Source organism: Paenibacillus sp. FSL M7-1414, assembly GCF_038003195.1.
GTDB classification, from domain to species: Bacteria; Bacillota; Bacilli; order Paenibacillales; family Paenibacillaceae; genus Paenibacillus; species Paenibacillus amylolyticus.
Genome location: NZ_JBBOOS010000001.1, coordinates 1,497,077 through 1,514,631 on the forward strand (window position 1 = coordinate 1,497,077; position 17,555 = coordinate 1,514,631).

Below are 17,555 nucleotides of genomic sequence, written 5' to 3' on the forward strand. Positions count from 1 at the left end.
TCTTAGAAATTATTAAGGAGTGGTTTTTGTGTTGTTGAGTATTTATATAATCAAAGTTAGTATCAAGAGATATGGAGGTCATATATCATGAAACATATTAGAAAAATGATAGTGGCAGGTTTGGTGTCTGCTGCTGTTATCATCTTTATTTATAATTTCACTTTTAATTCCGAACGAAAATTTGTAAAAGTAGTAAATGAAGCTGGTGATACTCCATTAACTACATTCACAGTAATTAATAATGAGAATTTCGCAGGTACTACAAATACGCATCGGTTTGATATTCGGGCAGGATTTAGTTATGTGAAAGTGAGTTTTAAAAACACGGGTTCGAAACACTTTACATTTACGATCAATGAAGGATCTACTAGTGGAACCGCGATAACGTCTGGCAGTGTTCCAGCAGATGGGAAAGAGCATACATATTATAGTGACAAAGCATTGTCGATGGGTTCGTATTATGTAAGTACCTCTTCTGCGCAAGGGATGTCGGGCATATTGGATCTTTCTCTTGGAACTGATGTTAATTAAAGATTCGGTAATTCGCTCTAAATGTAGATTTGAAGCCCTGAGATTGAAACCTCGTTCCTATGGTTTCGTATGTACTGTGATACATAGAGAGCTTATAAGTAACGACTTGAGGAGGAAATGATTTGAGAAAGAGTACAAAGTGGACATTATTGATTCTGGGCTTGATGCTCGCTGCAATATTTATCAACTTTTTTATGAATCTATATAACTTTGCTTATGCACTGATTACCGTACTTATCCTTGCCTTTATGGGATGGGGATTCTTAGCAAAGTTAAAGAATGACGTTCGTCAGCATGAGGATCATCATAGAAGAGAGCACGAGTCTGCGATCGATGACATCGATAGATACACCAGGTAATAACTAACGAACGAACAAAAGAACATATCATACTTAGGATCAAAGTTACGTTACATGTATCCTACGCTTAAATGAGTAAAGGCTCCCGTAAGGGAGTCTTTTTTAATGTTGATTTTTCAAAAAAAGGACGGATGTGTTCATCTTCTATTGCTAAACAGAAAGTTGTTAAGTAAAATAAACATATGAACAAGTGCTCATATATTAATACATAAAATGATATTGGGGATGATAGGTATGTACGATGTATTGGTTATCGGAGCTGGGCAAGGAGGCTTGGCAGCAGGTTACTATCTTCAACAGTCGGGGTTAACCTTTTTAATCGTTGATGCTGCCTCATCTATCGGGGAATCTTGGCGTAAACGGTACGATTCCTTGCGTCTTTTTACCCCACGCATGTATGATGGCTTACCGGGAATGCCTCTTAGTGGAAATGAAAATAGCTTGCCAAGCAAAGATGAAATTGCAGATTATTTTGAAAGTTACGCCAAGCAAATGCAGCTTCCTATAAAGTTAAACTGTGTAATCTCCCGTCTCTCGAAGCAAGATGAGGTGTACTATGCTGAAACCAATGATGGAATGATTGAAGCGCGCAATATTATCGTTGCGACGGGGCCTTTCCAGACCAAAAATGTTCCTCATTTTGCAAAATCATTATCCGAGAGTGTAATTCAGCTTCATTCATCAGAATATAAAAATATCTCTCAATTGCTTCCTGGAACAACAGTAGTTGTAGGCGGAGGAAATTCAGGTGCCCAAATCGCCGTAGAGTTAACATCAGATGATAAACAAACCGTATACATATCCATAGCTCGAAATATTACCTTTAGGCCTTTGCATATTATGAAACGAAGTATATTCTGGTATTTTGAAAAGCTCGGAATATTACGTGCAAGTGCAGATCGTATGGTTGGAAAATGGTTGAGAAATCAGCCTGAGTACGTATATGGCTATGAGTTAAAAGAATTGATGACCCAAGGAAAAGTTAACCTGCGCCCACGTGCCATTAATGCAATAGATGACCGCATCCTATATGAGGATGGTAGTGAGACACGAATAGACAATATTATCTGGGCGACTGGGTTTAAGCGAAATGATAGTTGGATCGATATCGATACTGCTTTTGATGCCCAAGGTGTAATTATACACGAGAGAGGCGTATCACCGGTTGCTGGACTGTACTTTGTAGGGCTACCTTGGCAAACATCACGGGGTTCAGCACTGTTGGGATGGGTTAAATGCGATGCTCAGAAAATCGTTAATCATATGATTCAAAAGCAAGATACATTATACTAGAGAAGATTCTGGGATAATTAGCAAATATAACAACCTATATTTTTGGGTATAATCCTAAAAGGAGGGATTTTATGAAATTATTTAAATTGCCATTGATTCTTTGTATTATATTACTTTTATCTATTGTCTCAGCTTGTGGTGCGGATGATAGGCTACATGGAAAAAGCGATAACTGGGATGTGTCTCTTCAGAGGTCAACAGGGATCTATAGTATCATCTACATCGGTGATGAAAAGCGTATAAAGGATTTTGTGTTTGACCTTACCGGCAATAATATAGACCAGCAGGGGAAAGCGCTTGAGGAACAAGGGGTACCATTCAGTATGTCGGGAACGGTTACTGAGGCGGAGAATACGAAAGACCCGATTACCTTTAAAATGAGTTGGAACAATCAAAGCGAGATTGTAACTTTTGAGTAACTCTCGCATGCGGGAAGTGCTCATCATTGGTTTGGTCACAATTACTGAATCATTTCAATAGTACATTTTACACGTTAGGCCGTTCCTTCATGGAGCGGCCTTTTTGCACAATCGCATCTTATCTCGCAACAGTTATTTCAAAAGTAGAGTGCTCAGAATCCTGTACGCTGAAGCGATATTCTAATCCGTTGCGAACTGTCGCTCCATCAAAATCAGACTGATTCACATCACGATCCAATAGACCGATATCCTGGATGACATCTTGTGCATCGTTATACGTGTAATCACTATTGGTTGTGAGAATGAGTGTGGCGATAGCAGTCAAGAAAATTCCACCTGTTGGTTTACGCGTATCACCAGTTGCGGACAACCTGACTTCCTGTATGCTCTCATCTGCATTCACTGCACCAACCAAACGTAACTCGTCATTGAATACATACTCGAAAGTGCCAGTGCCCTGCTCAGAAGACTCTTTCATATTCAAGCGGGTAATACTCAAACCATTCAGTCGGTATTTTCCTACGGCGCCAGTAAACTTGTTTTTAAATTCATCGGTAGTCATGTGGAGGCCAGAAAGTTTAATCTGGGGTGAAGTTTCCGATTTTTTTTCTGTTGTAGCATCACTTGATTCGTGTTCCACCGCCTGATCTATTTCAGACTGAGTAGAGTTCGAAGATAAATTCAGCATCCCATACAAACCTATTGAAGCAATCGCAAAACAGGCCGTTGTTAGAAAAATATATCTGATTGGCAACCTATTACCTTTGCGAATAGACAAGATCATCCCAACAACAAATCCCAAAAAAGCGATAAATCCAAGAATGAAGAGAGTGGTAAACAGATATTGCAAATTCTCACCTCGTAATAGAGTAATAGCTGGTACAAATCTTTCTTGCACCTCATTCATTATAATGTTCCCATGACAAAGTTCAAACTCCCACTATTCACTGCCCCAACAAAAAAAGCACTGCCGGCATGCTGCCAGCAGTGCTTGCTTGATGTTATACAGGTCTTACCGTAAAGGTGAAGTGATACGCGCGGTTGGCTGGCAAGGTGTATTCGACATGGGTACGTGCGCTCCAGCTGTCATCTCCGCCAACACCCATTTGTTTGTAATTGATGCGGGCGACAGTCTGTGTGCTCTGAGGTAATTTGTACACATGGTCGTTTGCTTCCAGTTCTTCCGGTGTCCACGGCAACGCATTAATTTCAAAGGGTATAGTGGCTTCAACATGAAGGCCAAGCTGACCATCCGCTGACGTAATTTCTGCAAAGCGTACATCCGTTTTGTTACCACACTCTTGTGGTTTCAGATATGGAACAAATTGATCTCGAACCGCACCTGTGTAATAGCTGAGACGTGCACTGGTTAGACGGTCTGCATAATTGTCATGCGGGCCTCTGCCGTACCAAGAGATTGTATCCAAGCGGTTATTCAGTTGCAACAGCATACCGAATTCCGGTAAATCAGGTAAGCCTATGCCTGGAATAAGGTTTTGACTGATTTCCAATACACCATCCGCATCAATTCGGTATGTGATGGACAGCGTACATCCCGGATGTTGATCCCACGTATAATCGGTCGTTACGAGAATACCTTGCTCGTCTGCATGGTGCTCAAAGCGAATTAATCTGCTGGTAGCGTGAGCATCTCTCCAGAAGGCAGAACGCTCATTCAGGCGGTTCCCCATATCATTGTCTGTCATGGCTCTCCAAAAACTCGGCCGGACAGGTGCGAGCAATTGCTCCTGATTGTTAATCTGATAGGATGTTAACGCGCCAGTGGCTGGATTGAAGCTCAACGTGACTTGGCCTGTAGTCACTTTCAATTCATCTTGCAGATCCTGTACCTGCGGCGCATTGTCATGTCCTTGACGTATCGTTTGGATTGGACGCAATCGCGGAGATACCACGAACTGATCCCAGGCAATCTCATGACCTACTCCTGCCCATTTGGTTGCGATTTTTGTAACCAGAGATACAGTCAGCACCGCTTCCTGGAACAGATCGGACGATGGAGTGTACGGGATTCGGACTTCAACCGATTCGCCAGGAGGTACCGCGATATCCAGTGTGCCGTTCTCTACAGACTTGCCATCGTGAGTTACTGTCCATACGAACGAATATTCGCTCAGATCCGTGAACAGGAACTGGTTTTTGATACGAAGCAGGCCGTCTTTGACATCAACGGTTTCCATACGAACGTTCTGATAACATTTCTTCACTTCTTCCAGCTTCGGTGTAACCGTCTTATCCGCCAGAATCAATCCGTTCCCGCAGAAATTGCCATCATGAGGAGATTCACCGAAATCGCCACCATAAGCAAAATATTCTACACCGTCTGCCGTAGTGGTACGAATGGACTGATCAACCCAGTCCCAGATGAATGCACCCTGCAACACATCATATTTATCGAACAAATCCCAATACAGATGCAGACCTCCACAAGAATTACCCATGGCATGGCTGTATTCGCAGATAATATAAGGTTTCTTCGGACCCTTCATGCGCGCGTATTGCTCCACATCTTGTGGACTGATATACATCGTCGATTCAATATCACTTGCCGAATCAGAAGGGCGATAATGGAAAGTCCCTTCATAATGAACGAGACGGGTTGGATCGACTTGTTTCAGATAATCGTACATGGCGATGAAGTTATCGCCGCCGAAGGATTCATTACCCAGAGACCAGATAATAACGGACGCATGGTTTTTGTCCCGCTGGAACATCGAGTTACAGCGATCTATTACGTTATTACGCCATTCAGGCTTGCTCGCGGGAATATTGTTTTCATTCATTTCCTTTTGCCCATATTCCCAGGTACCGTGAGTTTCCAGATTCGTTTCGTCAATGACATAAAGGCCATATTCATCACACAGTTCGTACCAGAGTGACTGATTCGGATAATGGGATGTACGCACCGCGTTAACGTTATAGGACTTCATCAACTCGATGTCACGAATCATGTCTTCCCGTCCAATGGCTCGACCCTTATCCGGGGAAAATTCATGACGATTGACGCCTTTAAATAAAATGCGTTTGCCATTGATTTGCATCAGGCCGTCCTTCAGTTCAAACTTACGGAATCCGATCCGGCTACGGACTGCTTCCAGTGTTTCGCCTGATTCGTCCTGAATGGACAGCACAAGTGTATACAGGTTAGGGGACTCAGCGCTCCATAGAAGCGGTTGAATAACCTCTGCTGACAAATTAAATGAAAGTTTATCCTCGCCCTGGAAAGTAACGGCCGCAGTAAGTGGCTGCTTCAGTACAGCCTGCTGTTGTGCATCATAGAGCTGCGCCAGAACGGACAATCCGGTATGGGTCTGCGCTTCATTATGATTAAATAACTTCAGGTCCAGCAGTAGCTCGGCATCCTGATATGCGTCATCCAGTTCAGTACGAACAAAGAAATCGGCGATCTGAACCGGTGAAGGTGAATGCAAATATACACCACGGAAGATGCCGCTTAACCGCCAGAAATCCTGATTCTCCAGCCAGCTCGCATCACACCAGCGATATACCTCCACAGCGAGCTTGTTCTCACCTTCCGTTAGATACGAAGTGATATCAAATTCTGCGGGCGTGAACGTATCTTCGCTATAACCGACCAGCTCCCCGTTCACCCATACATAAAAGGCAGATTCAACGCCCTCAAAATGAAGCAGGACAGGCCGGTCTTTCCAGTCTGCAGGAACAGTAAACGTGCGGATGTACGAACCCACCGGATTATAAGTTGTTGGTGCAAATGGTGGCTTCAATTCAGGCTCACGCTCGACCCACGGGTACGTCATATTTGTATAGTGGGGATAATCGTACCCTTGTAGCTGCCAGTTGGAAGGAACGGCGATCTCGTCCCAGTCACTGGCATCATAGTTGTTCTCATAAAAGGATGTAATCCGTTGCTCCGGTGTCTCCGCAAAGGCAAACTTCCATTGACCATTCAGTGATTCGTACCATGGCGATGCGCTGGAATCATTGGACAATGCTTCTGTTATAGATGGAAACGCTACCATAGAAGCATGTGCGGGTAGACGGTTTACTTGAAAAGTCTCGGGATTATTGTTCCATTCCGGGTATCCATTTGCCGGAGGGGTGTGTACCAGTTTCTTTCGCATAACAGCAACTCCTTCTGAAATGTTATAATATTGTCATTATAGAATTGAATGATGACTTAGAGAATAAAGAATATTGCCCATATATATCACAATATGAAACTAACGATGGAGAAAGTGGTGTACTGGATGGATACCCGGATTTTTTTTGGTAAAACAGAAGAAGCTGCTCGCCTGCCGATCTATATGACCACGGTTGGTTACTGGGAACACCAATATGAAACTGAGCGTCCAGAGGGATTCCCGGATTATCAGATCCACCAGATTATTCATGGTCAGGGGAGACTGATTATACAAGAGGACGAGTATATCGTCGGACCGGGTGACGTTTTCTTTCTGTACCCCGATGTTCCGCATCGATATATGCCCATCAGTGACCGTTGGGAACTGGCTTGGGTCTCGTTTCAGGGGAGAGAGGCTAGCCAGTTATTATCTTATGCGGGGATAACTGGTTCACGCGTATGCAGACTCAGGACAGCAACGCTGCTACGTGGCCTGGAGCAACTTCTGGTTAGAGGAGAGAATGGCGGTGATACGGATTACGCAGATTACGATGTGGAGTGTTCCAAACAATTATATGCCCTGCTGCTGGATCTGAAGCCACTGCTCATCGCATCCGCCAATTATAATGATGAACTGGAGCGCTTGAAGCCTGTGCTGCGTTATATCGCAGAGCATCTGGATCGTTCGCTTTCGCTGAAAGAACTGGCCGATGTGGCTGTGGTATCTCCCCAATATTTGTGCAGGCTGTTTCAGAGGGCACTCCATACCAGACCTGTATTTTACGTGAACCAGGAACGGATCAATCGAAGCAAACAACTCATGTTCAGTGAGAGAGAGCTTCGAATATATGAAGTTGCTGATCGGGTGGGTTACGAGAATGCCAGTTATTTCTGTGCGATGTTCAAAAGGCATACAGGCATGAGTCCAGAGCGTTTTCGCAAACTGCATGGACTGAATTGAAAGTCCGAATACTATTATTCATTTTGAATTTTGATCTGTTATTCATCCCAATTTCAGTTTCCATTAAGGTTGGGAAGGTAAGATAAGTCTTGTAAACCCCTTCTCGTGTTAAATAGATGTGTGACTGGCCCTATCGGATTGTCCTCCGGTAGGGCACTTTTTTTCTTCATTTCTTCGGTTGGTGGTATGATAGATGAATACATAATGTGTAACCAACTCTAGTGACCGGAGGATGGAATTGTGGATCACAGCTTGCACCCGTTGTTTAAGCCTATTCAGATGAATGGAACGTACCCTAACAGTTATTATGTTGAGAAAATACCTGCTGCCAGTCTGATGGCTTATGTGGCCTGTTATTGGGAATCAGGATCTCTTCCGAACACACATGCGGAAGTTGCTAAGAGAGAAGGTCCAGAGCGATCAATGACGACGGTACCTGCCCGGGTATTACCGGATGGTTGCACGGACATGCTGATTACATACGACCCAGTCTGTTCAGAGCACTCCTATGCTTACTGTGGCAATTATACACAGCCGTTCGCTGTACCTGAGCCATCCGATGATGGTTCCCCTGCTGGAGACTACACCTTTGGTGTCCGGTTCTTCCCGGGTGGAGCGCATGTCTTCCATGGCATGCCACTGGAGTGGTTTACGGATAAGCGAATTGCCCTTCAGGAATGTTGGCCTGAGAAGCTGAACGAGCTTCAGGAACGGATGGCTGAAACGAATCATTTTGCAGAGCGAGTAGAGGTTATGAATGCGTACTTGAGTCCGTTGCCCGTGCAGGCAAGCACATCTGAGAACGATCTGATGAAAAACGTGCTGCACCGCATCTTTATGGATGGGGGACGTATGAGTGTCCAAGAGCTGGCGATGCGTGAAGTGATCAGTGAGCGGCAGTTGCATCGCAAGTTCTCGGAATGGGTAGGAATCAGCCCCAAGCGATTCAGTGAGGTGGTTCGTTTTCATCGTGTGCTGAGTGATATTCATCAAGGGAACACGGCAGACTGGGCAATGCTTGCCCAGAATCATGGATTTTTTGACCAAGCCCATCTGATTCGGCAATTTCGCAAGTTTTATGGAGAGACTCCGCTGACGGCAGCCAGGGAGCATGGCAGAATGTTGTCCGATTTGTACAATAGATCTGTAGCACCTTCGGTTATACTGAAGTCGTGAGAATAAAAGATAAGGGAGACATCATATATGAATGGAACATTGCAGATTCGGGATCACTTGTTAAATGAATTGGAAACAGGCGTACGGACGGGGGCTTCGTTAATTCGCTTGATCCGTTCGGAGGATTGGTCGTATCGTCCACAGGAGAATATGCGTTCATTGGTGGAGCTAGTGCATCACTTTATCCAAATCACGGCATCGGATCTTGCCATTATGCAGGAAAAAGGTGAAGCTGAGGTTGGGCTGGTGGAGAATAGCCTGTCGGGGATTGAGGATATCGAGAAGCTTGAAGCAACATTATGGAGCAATTTCGAATCCTACAAAGCTTATATCACGGGATTGAGTGAAGACGACTTTTTGAATCGTTCAACAAAAGCTTTTTATATGGAACATGGTCACTTGCAGGTTCAATGGCAGATTGAAACGGTAACACACGTATTCCATCACCGTTCGCAGCTGTATAACTATCTCAAGCAGCAGGGCCATGAACTGAACTTTTTCATGCTGTATGCGTAATTAAACTAAAGTAAGCTTAGTTGGCTCCACCGGATGGTCCGGTGGGGCTTTTTTTGCGTACATTCGTCTATCAATCTATGAAGTCTATCAAAATTGGACATTATGACGCTGGTAATTCACCGTTTCTTTAATAGATTTCAAGCATAGAATACCGTATCAAAGCAAAAAGGAGGTGATTTCAATGGCCATCCTTTTACCGCAACAGTTTTACAATCTTCCAGCCGGTGTAGGCAAGTCCTACTATGAAAACTTGGCTGGAGGCACAAATGCCAGCGCTACAGTGAACAACTTTGGACCTTTTCCGGTATCTCTCGTGATCACACGTGTTAATGCACCAGTAGTCACTTACGTTGTTCCTGTAAACAGCAGCCTTACCATTTCTGCTGGTGGAGTTCTGGTGTTTGCCTTGTTAGCTAACCTTGGAGGCGCAGCTTCCGGAACAATTCAATTTGCCGTAGGTGATTTGTAATTGGTGTAGACTGGAATGGAATGACCTCTGTCGGACATCTTGTCGGCAGGGGTTTTTCTTTTTTTTATGTGGAACCTTCTGGATTGAAAGTGATATTATACTAGAGTCTTATTATTTGATTAATAGGTTGTTATAAGAATGAATTTCTTATACAGCGAGAGAAAGGGAGATTTGATGTTTAGAAAGATGTTCATCTGTATTTTGGGGATAACCTTAGGATTGTCTGCAATCCTGTCACCACATGTTGCTCAGGCGGCGAATGAACAGACTACTCTGGAGTATGGCAATGGGGCTACATATTATGGAGAGACCAAAAATGGAAAACCTCACGGGAATGGAACCATGACCTGGGGGAAAACCAAAACCTACAAAGGAAGCTGGGCACAGGGAAAACGTTCGGGACACGGCGTATATAAAGTTATAACACGCGGAGAGGACAGTATTACAGAGTCCAAGTATGATGGGAACTGGAAGAGTGACAAGAAAGATGGTCAAGGTAAACTTGAGATAAAAAAAACTTCTCTGGATGATGTGATGTTAAGAATGCGTCTTCAGAGTGGGGCGTTTGTCAAAGATCAATGGGTAACTGGGTATGATATTCAGCATGCAGCAGTAGCAGACCCTCCATATTCGTTTGCTTACAAAGATTCGAAAATGAGTCTTAAAATCTTGGGAGATGCCGGAAATATTTTGAATGGATTAAAGAATAACTATTTCTTCTCGTTTACATACCAAAAGGGAAAAATATATAAAAGTGTTGGTGTTGGAGATGAGTATGATCGCAAGCAATTTAGTTCTTTTATAAAAAGTGTAGAAAAAGAGATCAAGCCTCATATCAATCAATTTGAGAAATTGGCTAAGCAATTATAAGTGTAATTAGAAGGTATGAACGTATACAGATTATAAATGTTGTTTATCCTGACGGTCATTCGATTAATTTAAGGTATAAGCTGCACGCAGATTGGTGTTGGCATACAGGAGGTTAGTGGATGATGAATAGAACAATCTTATTTGAAACCGAACGGTTGGAATGTGCGACTTGGAATGAAGGAGATCGTGCGCTGGCGTTTGCATTGTGGGGCGATCATGAGGTTGCCAAATGGATTAGCAGCAAGGGATTTCTGAGCGAGGATGAAGTAGAAGCGAGATTAACACAGGAAATTCAAAGGCAAAAGGAAGCGGGGGTGCAATATTGGCCCCTTTTTGAGAAAGAGTCGGAGGTGTTTGTCGGTTGCTGTGGCCTGCGTCCGTATTCTCCAGAAGAGGAGATCTATGAATTGGGATTTCATCTAACCCGGGATCACTGGGGCAAAGGGTATGCACAGGAAGCGGCGCGGGCGGTAATTGGTTATGCCTTTGACAAAATGAATGTGAAGGCACTGTTTGCCGGGCATCATCCGGATAATGAAGTGTCACGTCACATCTTGATCAAGCTGGGATTTGAGTATACAGGTGATGAACGTTATGAACCAACAGGAAAGAAGCATCCATCGTATGTGCTGCGAAAATAAGAAACCCCCGACCAATGAAGGACAGGGATTGAGGGCATCCGGTTTCCTCTTTTTTATAGAGTTAGTTCATTCGAAACAATACGATGTGCGGTGACGATTTGCCCGGTGCTGTCTTTTCCCCACACTGAAATTTCAGTTGATGCAGCTGCGCCTCCACCCGTTGTGAATACATATTCGTATCCATCCAGGTTGGCATAGTAGGTTTGAGAGGAGACTTGCCCGGGGGTCAGATTAACGGATTGCAGCACATATAAGGTCCTCGTTCCATTTAGGAAATAACCTTCAATGAGTACATTGGACGTATTGATGGAATCGGTGTTGACCATTTTGATGGTGACTTGTTGTGTAGGCCTGCTGCCACCGGAGAGGTTGTTCTCGATCGGGCCTGTAGAAAGGACTGCCATAGGTCCATCTCCTTTTTTTATGAATGACTTTTTCTGAGAAAAGCTAGAATAGCATATGTTAGAGTCGACAAAAGCGTTTGGACAAAGAGATATATGTACTGAATGAGAAGGAGGGACTGAATCTTCTGGCCAAAGGGGATATATGTTTTCATGCTTTTTTTATTTCGCTTTCAGCTTCTATTAAGGTAGCAGAGGTAAGATAAGTCTTGTAAACCCCTTCTCGTGTTAAATAGATGTGTGACTGACCCCGCCGGGCGCCGGTGGGGTATTTTTTTGTTTTATTTTCAAATAAACAAAACTAAACAAAAATAAATAAAAGTTTAATTCTGTGTTTTTCATTGACTATCAAAGATAAACAAAGGTATAATGAATGTGAAATAAAGAACTTACTATGTACATGGCAAGCCATTTGATTTTCAATATAAGGAGAGATTGATCATGAACGTGACCCTTACCAATGAAACAACGCAGGTTGCAGGTTTCCATATCCCATTTGTCCGTGAGATGGCTGAGATTACACAACATATGTGGAAAAATGGCTGGGATGAGCGTAATGGCGGTAATGTCAGCTATCTGCTGGAGGAAGAGGAAGTTGCCCAATATATCGATATCCATCATGTGATTCGCAAGATCAAACCGGCATTTTCGGTGCATGAGCTGGCAGGCAAGTATTTTATCGTGACCGCATCGGGCAAATATTTCAAAAATGTACTCGCTGATCCGGAGAGTAATCTAGGGTTGCTGCGTGTATCGCAGGATGGACAGGAGCTGGAAGTGCTCTGGGGATTGAAGTCCGGGGCGAATCCAACAAGTGAGTTGCCTACACATTTCATGAGCCATATCGAACGTTTGAAATTGGACCCGAACCACCGGGTTGTCATGCACAACCATGCCACTCATGTATTGGCTATGACGTTTATCCACGAATTGGATGAAGCAAAATTCACGAAAACGCTGTGGCAGATGTGCACGGAGTGTGTGGTTGTATTCCCGGATGGGATCGGCATTATTCCATGGATGATTCCTGGATCAAACGAGATTGGACGCGAAACGGCTGAGAAAATGAAAGAATACCACGCGGTCATCTGGCCGCAACATGGCATCTTTGGAACAGGAACAACGATTGACGAGGCATTTGGTCTGATTGAGACGATCGAGAAGGCAGCCCAAGTGTATATGCTGGTCGCTGGTCACGAGATCCGGCAGAGAATTACAGATGAGCAGCTGACCACACTGGCACAAGCGTTTGGTGTTACCCCTCGTCCCGGAATTCTGGGCAGATAAAATAGTCAACGCATAGATCAAGGAAGTGGTCTTTGGTTCAATGAACCAAAGGCCATTTCCTTTTTTTTGACGAACAATCGTCATTTTGGTTCAAAAAAGTTCAAATTGCTGAACAAGAATGGCTTTGTTATCGATTATTGAATCGTAGAATGCATTATCACGCGCTGGCGAAATTCGGGTGAAATGACGTATTGTCAACGGCTCTGCGATTTTGCATAATAACAATGCTTCACAGATGAGAGACGGAAGGAAGTTATGATCATGCTTGGCAAAATGAAGAGAATCTTAATAGGCAAGCCCATGAAATCGGCTGAACTGGATGGAGAAAAATTGGGGAAATGGAAGGCACTCGCCATCCTGTCCTCGGATGCCCTATCGTCCGTTGCCTACGGTACGGAACAGATTTTGCTGGTGCTCGTTGCGGCCGGATTCGCCGCCCTGTGGTACTCTGTTCCGATTTCGATCGCCGTGCTGGGATTACTCGTCATTTTAATTTTTTCCTATCGCCAGACGATATTTGCTTATCCAACAGGGGGCGGCGCTTATATCGTAGCCAAGGATAACCTGGGTACAACATCCAGTCTGATTGCCGGAGGATCTCTGCTGGTCGATTATATTTTGACCGTTGCGGTAAGTTCGTCGGCAGGGACGGATGCGATTACGTCGGCTTTTCCTATGCTGCATGACTACAGTGTTGTGATTGCTTTGATTATGATTGTTTTTCTAACGATTATGAATTTGCGGGGAGTAACGGAGTCAGCGTCTGTGCTGGCGATCCCGATTTATCTGTTTATCTTTTCGATTGCGGTTCTGATTATCTCGGGCGGAATCAAATTTCTTGCCGGGGGGATGGAAGCAGCTGCACCTGAATTCGGAACAAGTCTATCCCATGTGAGTATGTTTCTGTTACTGAAAGCATTCAGCTCCGGTTGTTCGGCCTTGACTGGCGTGGAAGCGGTAAGTAACGCAATCCCGAACTTCAAGCAGCCTGCCGAGAAAAATGCCGCGGGTACATTACTGCTCATGGGTTGTATATTGGGAGCCATGTTCATCGGAATCACCTTACTGGCTTATGGGTACGGAGTGAAGCCTGATCCCAAAGCAACGGTCATTTCCCAGATTGCTGAAGCGACGTTTGGCAGGGGCACGATGTATTTTATCATCCAGGGTGTAACTGCACTGATCCTGTTCCTCGCTGCCAACACAGCTTATTCGGCTTTTCCGCTGTTATCCTTCATGATGGCAAAGGATAAATACATGCCGCATGCATTTATGGTCAGAGGAGACCGCCTTGGTTTCTCAAACGGGATCATTTTCCTCAGTGTGATGTCTGCGCTGCTGGTGGTCGGGTTCAAAGGGAATACGGAAAGCCTGATTCCGCTCTATGCGGTAGGGGTGTTCATTCCATTTACGCTGTCACAGCTCGGTATGATGATTCGCTGGATCAAAGTCAAGCCGTCTGGCTGGCAGATGAAGTTGCTGGTCAATACCGTCGGTATGCTGACCACATTATCGATTACCCTGATCTTTATTTTCACCAAGTTCACACAGACATGGGTCATCTTTATCTTTTTGCCGCTCGTTGTTTATGTGTTCATGCGTATTCACCGTCACTATTGCAACATTGCAGATGAGCTACGGATTGATATTCAGGTCGATAAGCCAGCCAAAAAAGGTAATACCATTGTCATTCCTGTTGCAGGCATTACCCGGGTCGTCATGAATACGATCAGTTACGCCCAGACGATGTCGGATCACGTGGTCGCACTTTACATTGGCTTCGATGATGAGGCGATACGCAAGATGGAGCAGAAGTGGGAGGAGTGGAATCCAGGTGTTCGTCTGGTCGTGATCAAATCGAGATACCGTAGCATTATGGGGCCGCTCAAGAAATTCATTGATACAGTAGAGTGGAAAACGGCTGAGACCGATCACATCACTATATTGATTCCGCAATTCATCACCAAGCACTGGTGGCAAAATGTACTGCACAACCAGACCAGCTTCATGATCCGAGCCTATCTGATTAATTACAAAGACGTGATTGTCACAACGGTGCCATATCATCTTAATCGTTAACTCGAACGGTTAATCGCTTTAACCCGTTTGGAATATTTACAGATTATTGTAAAATGAGTCACTTTTATTAATAGACAAACGTTCATATTCCATTTACACATCAAACCGCAGGGATATCTCCAAACAGGGGAGTTCTTGCGGTTTTTTGTCGTGAAATCCGGTCTGGATACCGCTTTCGAATGGATGCACATTTCCGTAAAGTCCCTTGTCCATGATTAACGTTACGTTGATTCAGCATGAATTTTGCTGTGACATTTGACTCTTACACTAGATAACGTGGTGCTGAAGTGGATGTAACATTTCACACACACTGAATGCGTGAAACAAGGGGGAAGAAAATCCGATGAGTGAGCTTGATAACCGGATCAGCTTGCCCGCCGCCAAACGGCGTGTATCCGGTACGAGTGCGCGCCGGACAGCCTCGCTGCGTGTGCAGCAAATGCGGGAGAATCTGCTGGCCTATGGTTTCCTGGCACCATCGCTGCTTTTGTTTGCAGTGTTTCTGTTTTACCCGATGTTTAAGTCCGTGTACCTCAGTCTGCATTCCACAGATCCGACGGGACAGATTGCGGCTTATGTAGGACTGGATAACTTCAAGGCTGTGTTCCAATCAGGACTGTTTATGCAAGGGATGAAAGTGACGTTACTATTTGTGCTGTTTACAGTCCCGACGGGTATGCTGGCTGCTCTGATTCTGGCTGCACTGACCCACAACCGGTTCAAGGGAATGCGTGTGTTCCAATTTGTATTCTCTCTGCCCGTGGTGTTATCCGTGGGTTCGTCAGCGGTCATCTGGAAGTTTCTATTCCACCCGACCCTGGGCATGCTGAATTATCTGCTTGGCAAAGTAGGTATCGATCCAATTCCCTGGCTTACCAGCCCGGATTGGGCATTGATCTCGATCTCCATCATGACAATTTGGATGAACCTTGGATTCAACTACATTATTCTATCCAGTGGTTTGGCGGGCATCCCGGATGAGATCTATGAAAGTGCCAAGATGGACGGTGCAGGACCATTGCTGACGTTTCGCAAAATCTCGATGCCGCTACTGTCACCAACGTTGTTCTTTGTCACGGTTGTATCAATCATTGGTGCTTTTCAATCGTTCGGTCAGATCAACATTCTAACCCGGGGTGGTCCGATGGACAGTACAAATGTTTTTGTATATTCCATCTATCAGGAAGCCTTTGTTAATTTCCGCTTTGGTACAGGTAGTGCACAGGCACTGATCCTGTTCGTGGTGATTATGCTGCTGACCCTGATCCAGTTCAAATGGGTAGAAAGGAAAGTGCATTACCAATGAGTGCGACATGGACCAAAACGCTGTTGTATGTATTACTGACGATCTGTGCAGCGCTTGTGCTGTATCCGGTGATGTACACCTTTTTCATGGCCGTGATGACGCCGGAAGATGCGAGTGCTTATCCGCCACATATCATTCCAAATTCCATCGATCTGTCCAACTTTAGCGAAGTATTTGATATTGTTCCGATCGGTCGATTTATCGGCAATACCTTTCTTGTCGCAGGACTGACAACGCTTGGTCAATTGATTACAGCGAGTATGGCAGCCTATGCGTTTGCGAAAATGCAGTTCAAAGGCAAAAACGTCATCTTCAGCATGTTTGTCGCAACGATGATGATTCCATGGGAAGTGACGATGATCCCCAATTACCTGACAGTTCGCAGCTGGGGCTGGCTGGATAGTTACCAGGGGTTGACGGTGCCGTTTCTGGCAACGGCGTTTGGTACATTCCTGCTAAGACAGTTCTTCATGCAACTGCCCAAGGAACTGTTTGAGGCAGCGAGGATCGACGGTTGTGGTCATATTCGCTATTTCATATCGCATGTCTTGCCTTTGTCCCGTCCGGCACTTGGAACACTGGCAATCTATTCATTCCTTAGCATGTACAATTCGTATCTCTGGCCGCTGCTGGTGACAAACACACCGGAAATGAGAACCGCACAGATCGGAATCTCGATGCTGGAGTTCCAGGAATCCACAGCGTGGAATCTGGTATTTGCCGGAACAGCAATGGTCATTCTACCATCCTTACTGTTATTGATCTTCGGGTTGAAACAGCTTGTCCGCGGAATGGCCGCAGGAGCGCTGAAGGGGTAGGAAGAGAAAGTTTTACAACTATTTAATTGAATTGAAGTGGAAACTCTGAAGGTATTGATCTAAAGATTTTAATTTAGAGGTTTTGAATCAAACCATGTATCAGGTCTTAAGGTCTGGATACCAAGAGCGAATAAAATGAGGCTCGTGCTTCAAATAAGATGTTGAAATGAACGACGGTAGTAGTGGAGGGGACGAAATCGATTCTGAAGAAGCAAAGCGTTCGCCTTTATCCCCGGATTTCCCCCTTTGAAAGGGAATGAAAAGAAATCCGGGGATAACAGCGATCAAAAGAACGATTCGTAACCGTAA

At 44.6% G+C, this 17,555-nt stretch carries 17 protein-coding genes; 14 read left to right on the top strand and 3 right to left on the bottom strand.

Going from position 1 to position 17,555, the window contains the following annotated elements:
- Positions 1 to 87: 87 nt before the first annotated feature.
- The 4 genes from MHH92_RS06640 to MHH92_RS06655 all read left to right on the top strand — a co-directional run bounded on the left by MHH92_RS06640 (position 88) and on the right by MHH92_RS06655 (position 2,602).
- Complete coding sequence (locus tag MHH92_RS06640) at positions 88 to 531, top strand: hypothetical protein (RefSeq protein WP_340902758.1); 444 nt, start codon at positions 88 to 90, stop codon at positions 529 to 531.
- A 122-nt stretch (positions 532 to 653) separates the two neighbouring features.
- Positions 654 to 890, top strand: a complete 237-nt coding sequence (locus MHH92_RS06645) for a hypothetical protein (RefSeq protein ID WP_340902759.1) — start codon at positions 654 to 656, stop codon at positions 888 to 890.
- Positions 891 to 1,124: 234 nt separating this feature from the next.
- Positions 1,125 to 2,183: a flavin-containing monooxygenase gene (locus MHH92_RS06650; RefSeq protein WP_340902761.1), complete on the top strand. Its 1,059-nt coding sequence runs from the start codon at positions 1,125 to 1,127 to the stop codon at positions 2,181 to 2,183.
- 71 nt (positions 2,184 to 2,254) lie between these two features.
- Entirely contained in the window at positions 2,255 to 2,602 is a 348-nt protein-coding gene (locus tag MHH92_RS06655) for a hypothetical protein (protein WP_340902762.1), read from the top strand.
- Positions 2,603 to 2,720: 118 nt separating this feature from the next.
- Here the strand turns inward: MHH92_RS06655 and MHH92_RS06660 are convergent, their stop codons facing one another.
- Positions 2,721 to 3,509: a hypothetical protein gene (locus tag MHH92_RS06660; protein ID WP_340902763.1), complete on the bottom strand. Its 789-nt coding sequence runs from the start codon at positions 3,507 to 3,509 to the stop codon at positions 2,721 to 2,723.
- 94 nt (positions 3,510 to 3,603) lie between these two features.
- A complete protein-coding gene (locus MHH92_RS06665) occupies positions 3,604 to 6,723 on the bottom strand; it encodes a glycoside hydrolase family 2 TIM barrel-domain containing protein (RefSeq protein ID WP_340902765.1) in 3,120 nt (1,039 codons plus the stop codon).
- A 105-nt stretch (positions 6,724 to 6,828) separates the two neighbouring features.
- Between MHH92_RS06665 and MHH92_RS06670 the strand changes: the two genes are divergently transcribed.
- The 6 genes from MHH92_RS06670 (at position 6,829) to MHH92_RS06695 (ending at position 11,355) form a co-directional block, all read left to right on the top strand.
- Positions 6,829 to 7,683 (top strand): helix-turn-helix transcriptional regulator, encoded by an 855-nt coding sequence (locus tag MHH92_RS06670; protein ID WP_244898297.1) that lies wholly within the window; start codon positions 6,829 to 6,831, stop codon positions 7,681 to 7,683.
- Between the two features lie 240 nt (positions 7,684 to 7,923).
- Positions 7,924 to 8,859 carry an AraC family transcriptional regulator gene (locus tag MHH92_RS06675; protein ID WP_340902767.1) on the top strand — a complete coding sequence of 312 codons (936 nt, stop codon included), beginning with the start codon at positions 7,924 to 7,926 and terminating at the stop codon, positions 8,857 to 8,859.
- A gap of 27 nt (positions 8,860 to 8,886) precedes the next feature.
- The gene (locus MHH92_RS06680; RefSeq protein ID WP_091033740.1) at positions 8,887 to 9,375 is read left to right on the top strand and encodes a DinB family protein; all 489 of its coding nucleotides are present in this window, start codon (positions 8,887 to 8,889) and stop codon (positions 9,373 to 9,375) included.
- A gap of 181 nt (positions 9,376 to 9,556) precedes the next feature.
- A complete protein-coding gene (locus tag MHH92_RS06685; protein ID WP_101314123.1) occupies positions 9,557 to 9,844 on the top strand; it encodes a hypothetical protein in 288 nt (95 codons plus the stop codon).
- Positions 9,845 to 9,982: 138 nt separating this feature from the next.
- Positions 9,983 to 10,714 carry a hypothetical protein gene (locus MHH92_RS06690; protein WP_340902771.1) on the top strand — a complete coding sequence of 244 codons (732 nt, stop codon included), beginning with the start codon at positions 9,983 to 9,985 and terminating at the stop codon, positions 10,712 to 10,714.
- Positions 10,715 to 10,833: 119 nt separating this feature from the next.
- Entirely contained in the window at positions 10,834 to 11,355 is a 522-nt protein-coding gene (locus tag MHH92_RS06695; protein ID WP_340902773.1) for a GNAT family N-acetyltransferase, read from the top strand.
- Positions 11,356 to 11,408: 53 nt separating this feature from the next.
- Here the strand turns inward: MHH92_RS06695 and MHH92_RS06700 are convergent, their stop codons facing one another.
- Positions 11,409 to 11,759, bottom strand: a complete 351-nt coding sequence (locus MHH92_RS06700) for a hypothetical protein (protein WP_340902774.1) — start codon at positions 11,757 to 11,759, stop codon at positions 11,409 to 11,411.
- 438 nt (positions 11,760 to 12,197) lie between these two features.
- On the opposite strand from MHH92_RS06700, the gene rhaD reads away from it, so the two are divergent.
- The 4 genes from rhaD to MHH92_RS06720 all read left to right on the top strand — a co-directional run bounded on the left by rhaD (position 12,198) and on the right by MHH92_RS06720 (position 17,246).
- Positions 12,198 to 13,043 carry a rhamnulose-1-phosphate aldolase gene (gene rhaD / locus MHH92_RS06705; RefSeq protein ID WP_340902776.1) on the top strand — a complete coding sequence of 282 codons (846 nt, stop codon included), beginning with the start codon at positions 12,198 to 12,200 and terminating at the stop codon, positions 13,041 to 13,043.
- A gap of 261 nt (positions 13,044 to 13,304) precedes the next feature.
- Positions 13,305 to 15,122 (top strand): APC family permease, encoded by a 1,818-nt coding sequence (locus MHH92_RS06710; protein WP_036669004.1) that lies wholly within the window; start codon positions 13,305 to 13,307, stop codon positions 15,120 to 15,122.
- Between the two features lie 439 nt (positions 15,123 to 15,561).
- Entirely contained in the window at positions 15,562 to 16,428 is an 867-nt protein-coding gene (locus tag MHH92_RS06715; RefSeq protein WP_370739104.1) for a carbohydrate ABC transporter permease, read from the top strand.
- Positions 16,425 to 17,246 (top strand): carbohydrate ABC transporter permease, encoded by an 822-nt coding sequence (locus MHH92_RS06720; RefSeq protein WP_036669010.1) that lies wholly within the window; start codon positions 16,425 to 16,427, stop codon positions 17,244 to 17,246. The genes MHH92_RS06715 and MHH92_RS06720 overlap by 4 nt, the downstream gene beginning before the upstream one ends.
- Positions 17,247 to 17,555: the final 309 nt, after the last annotated feature.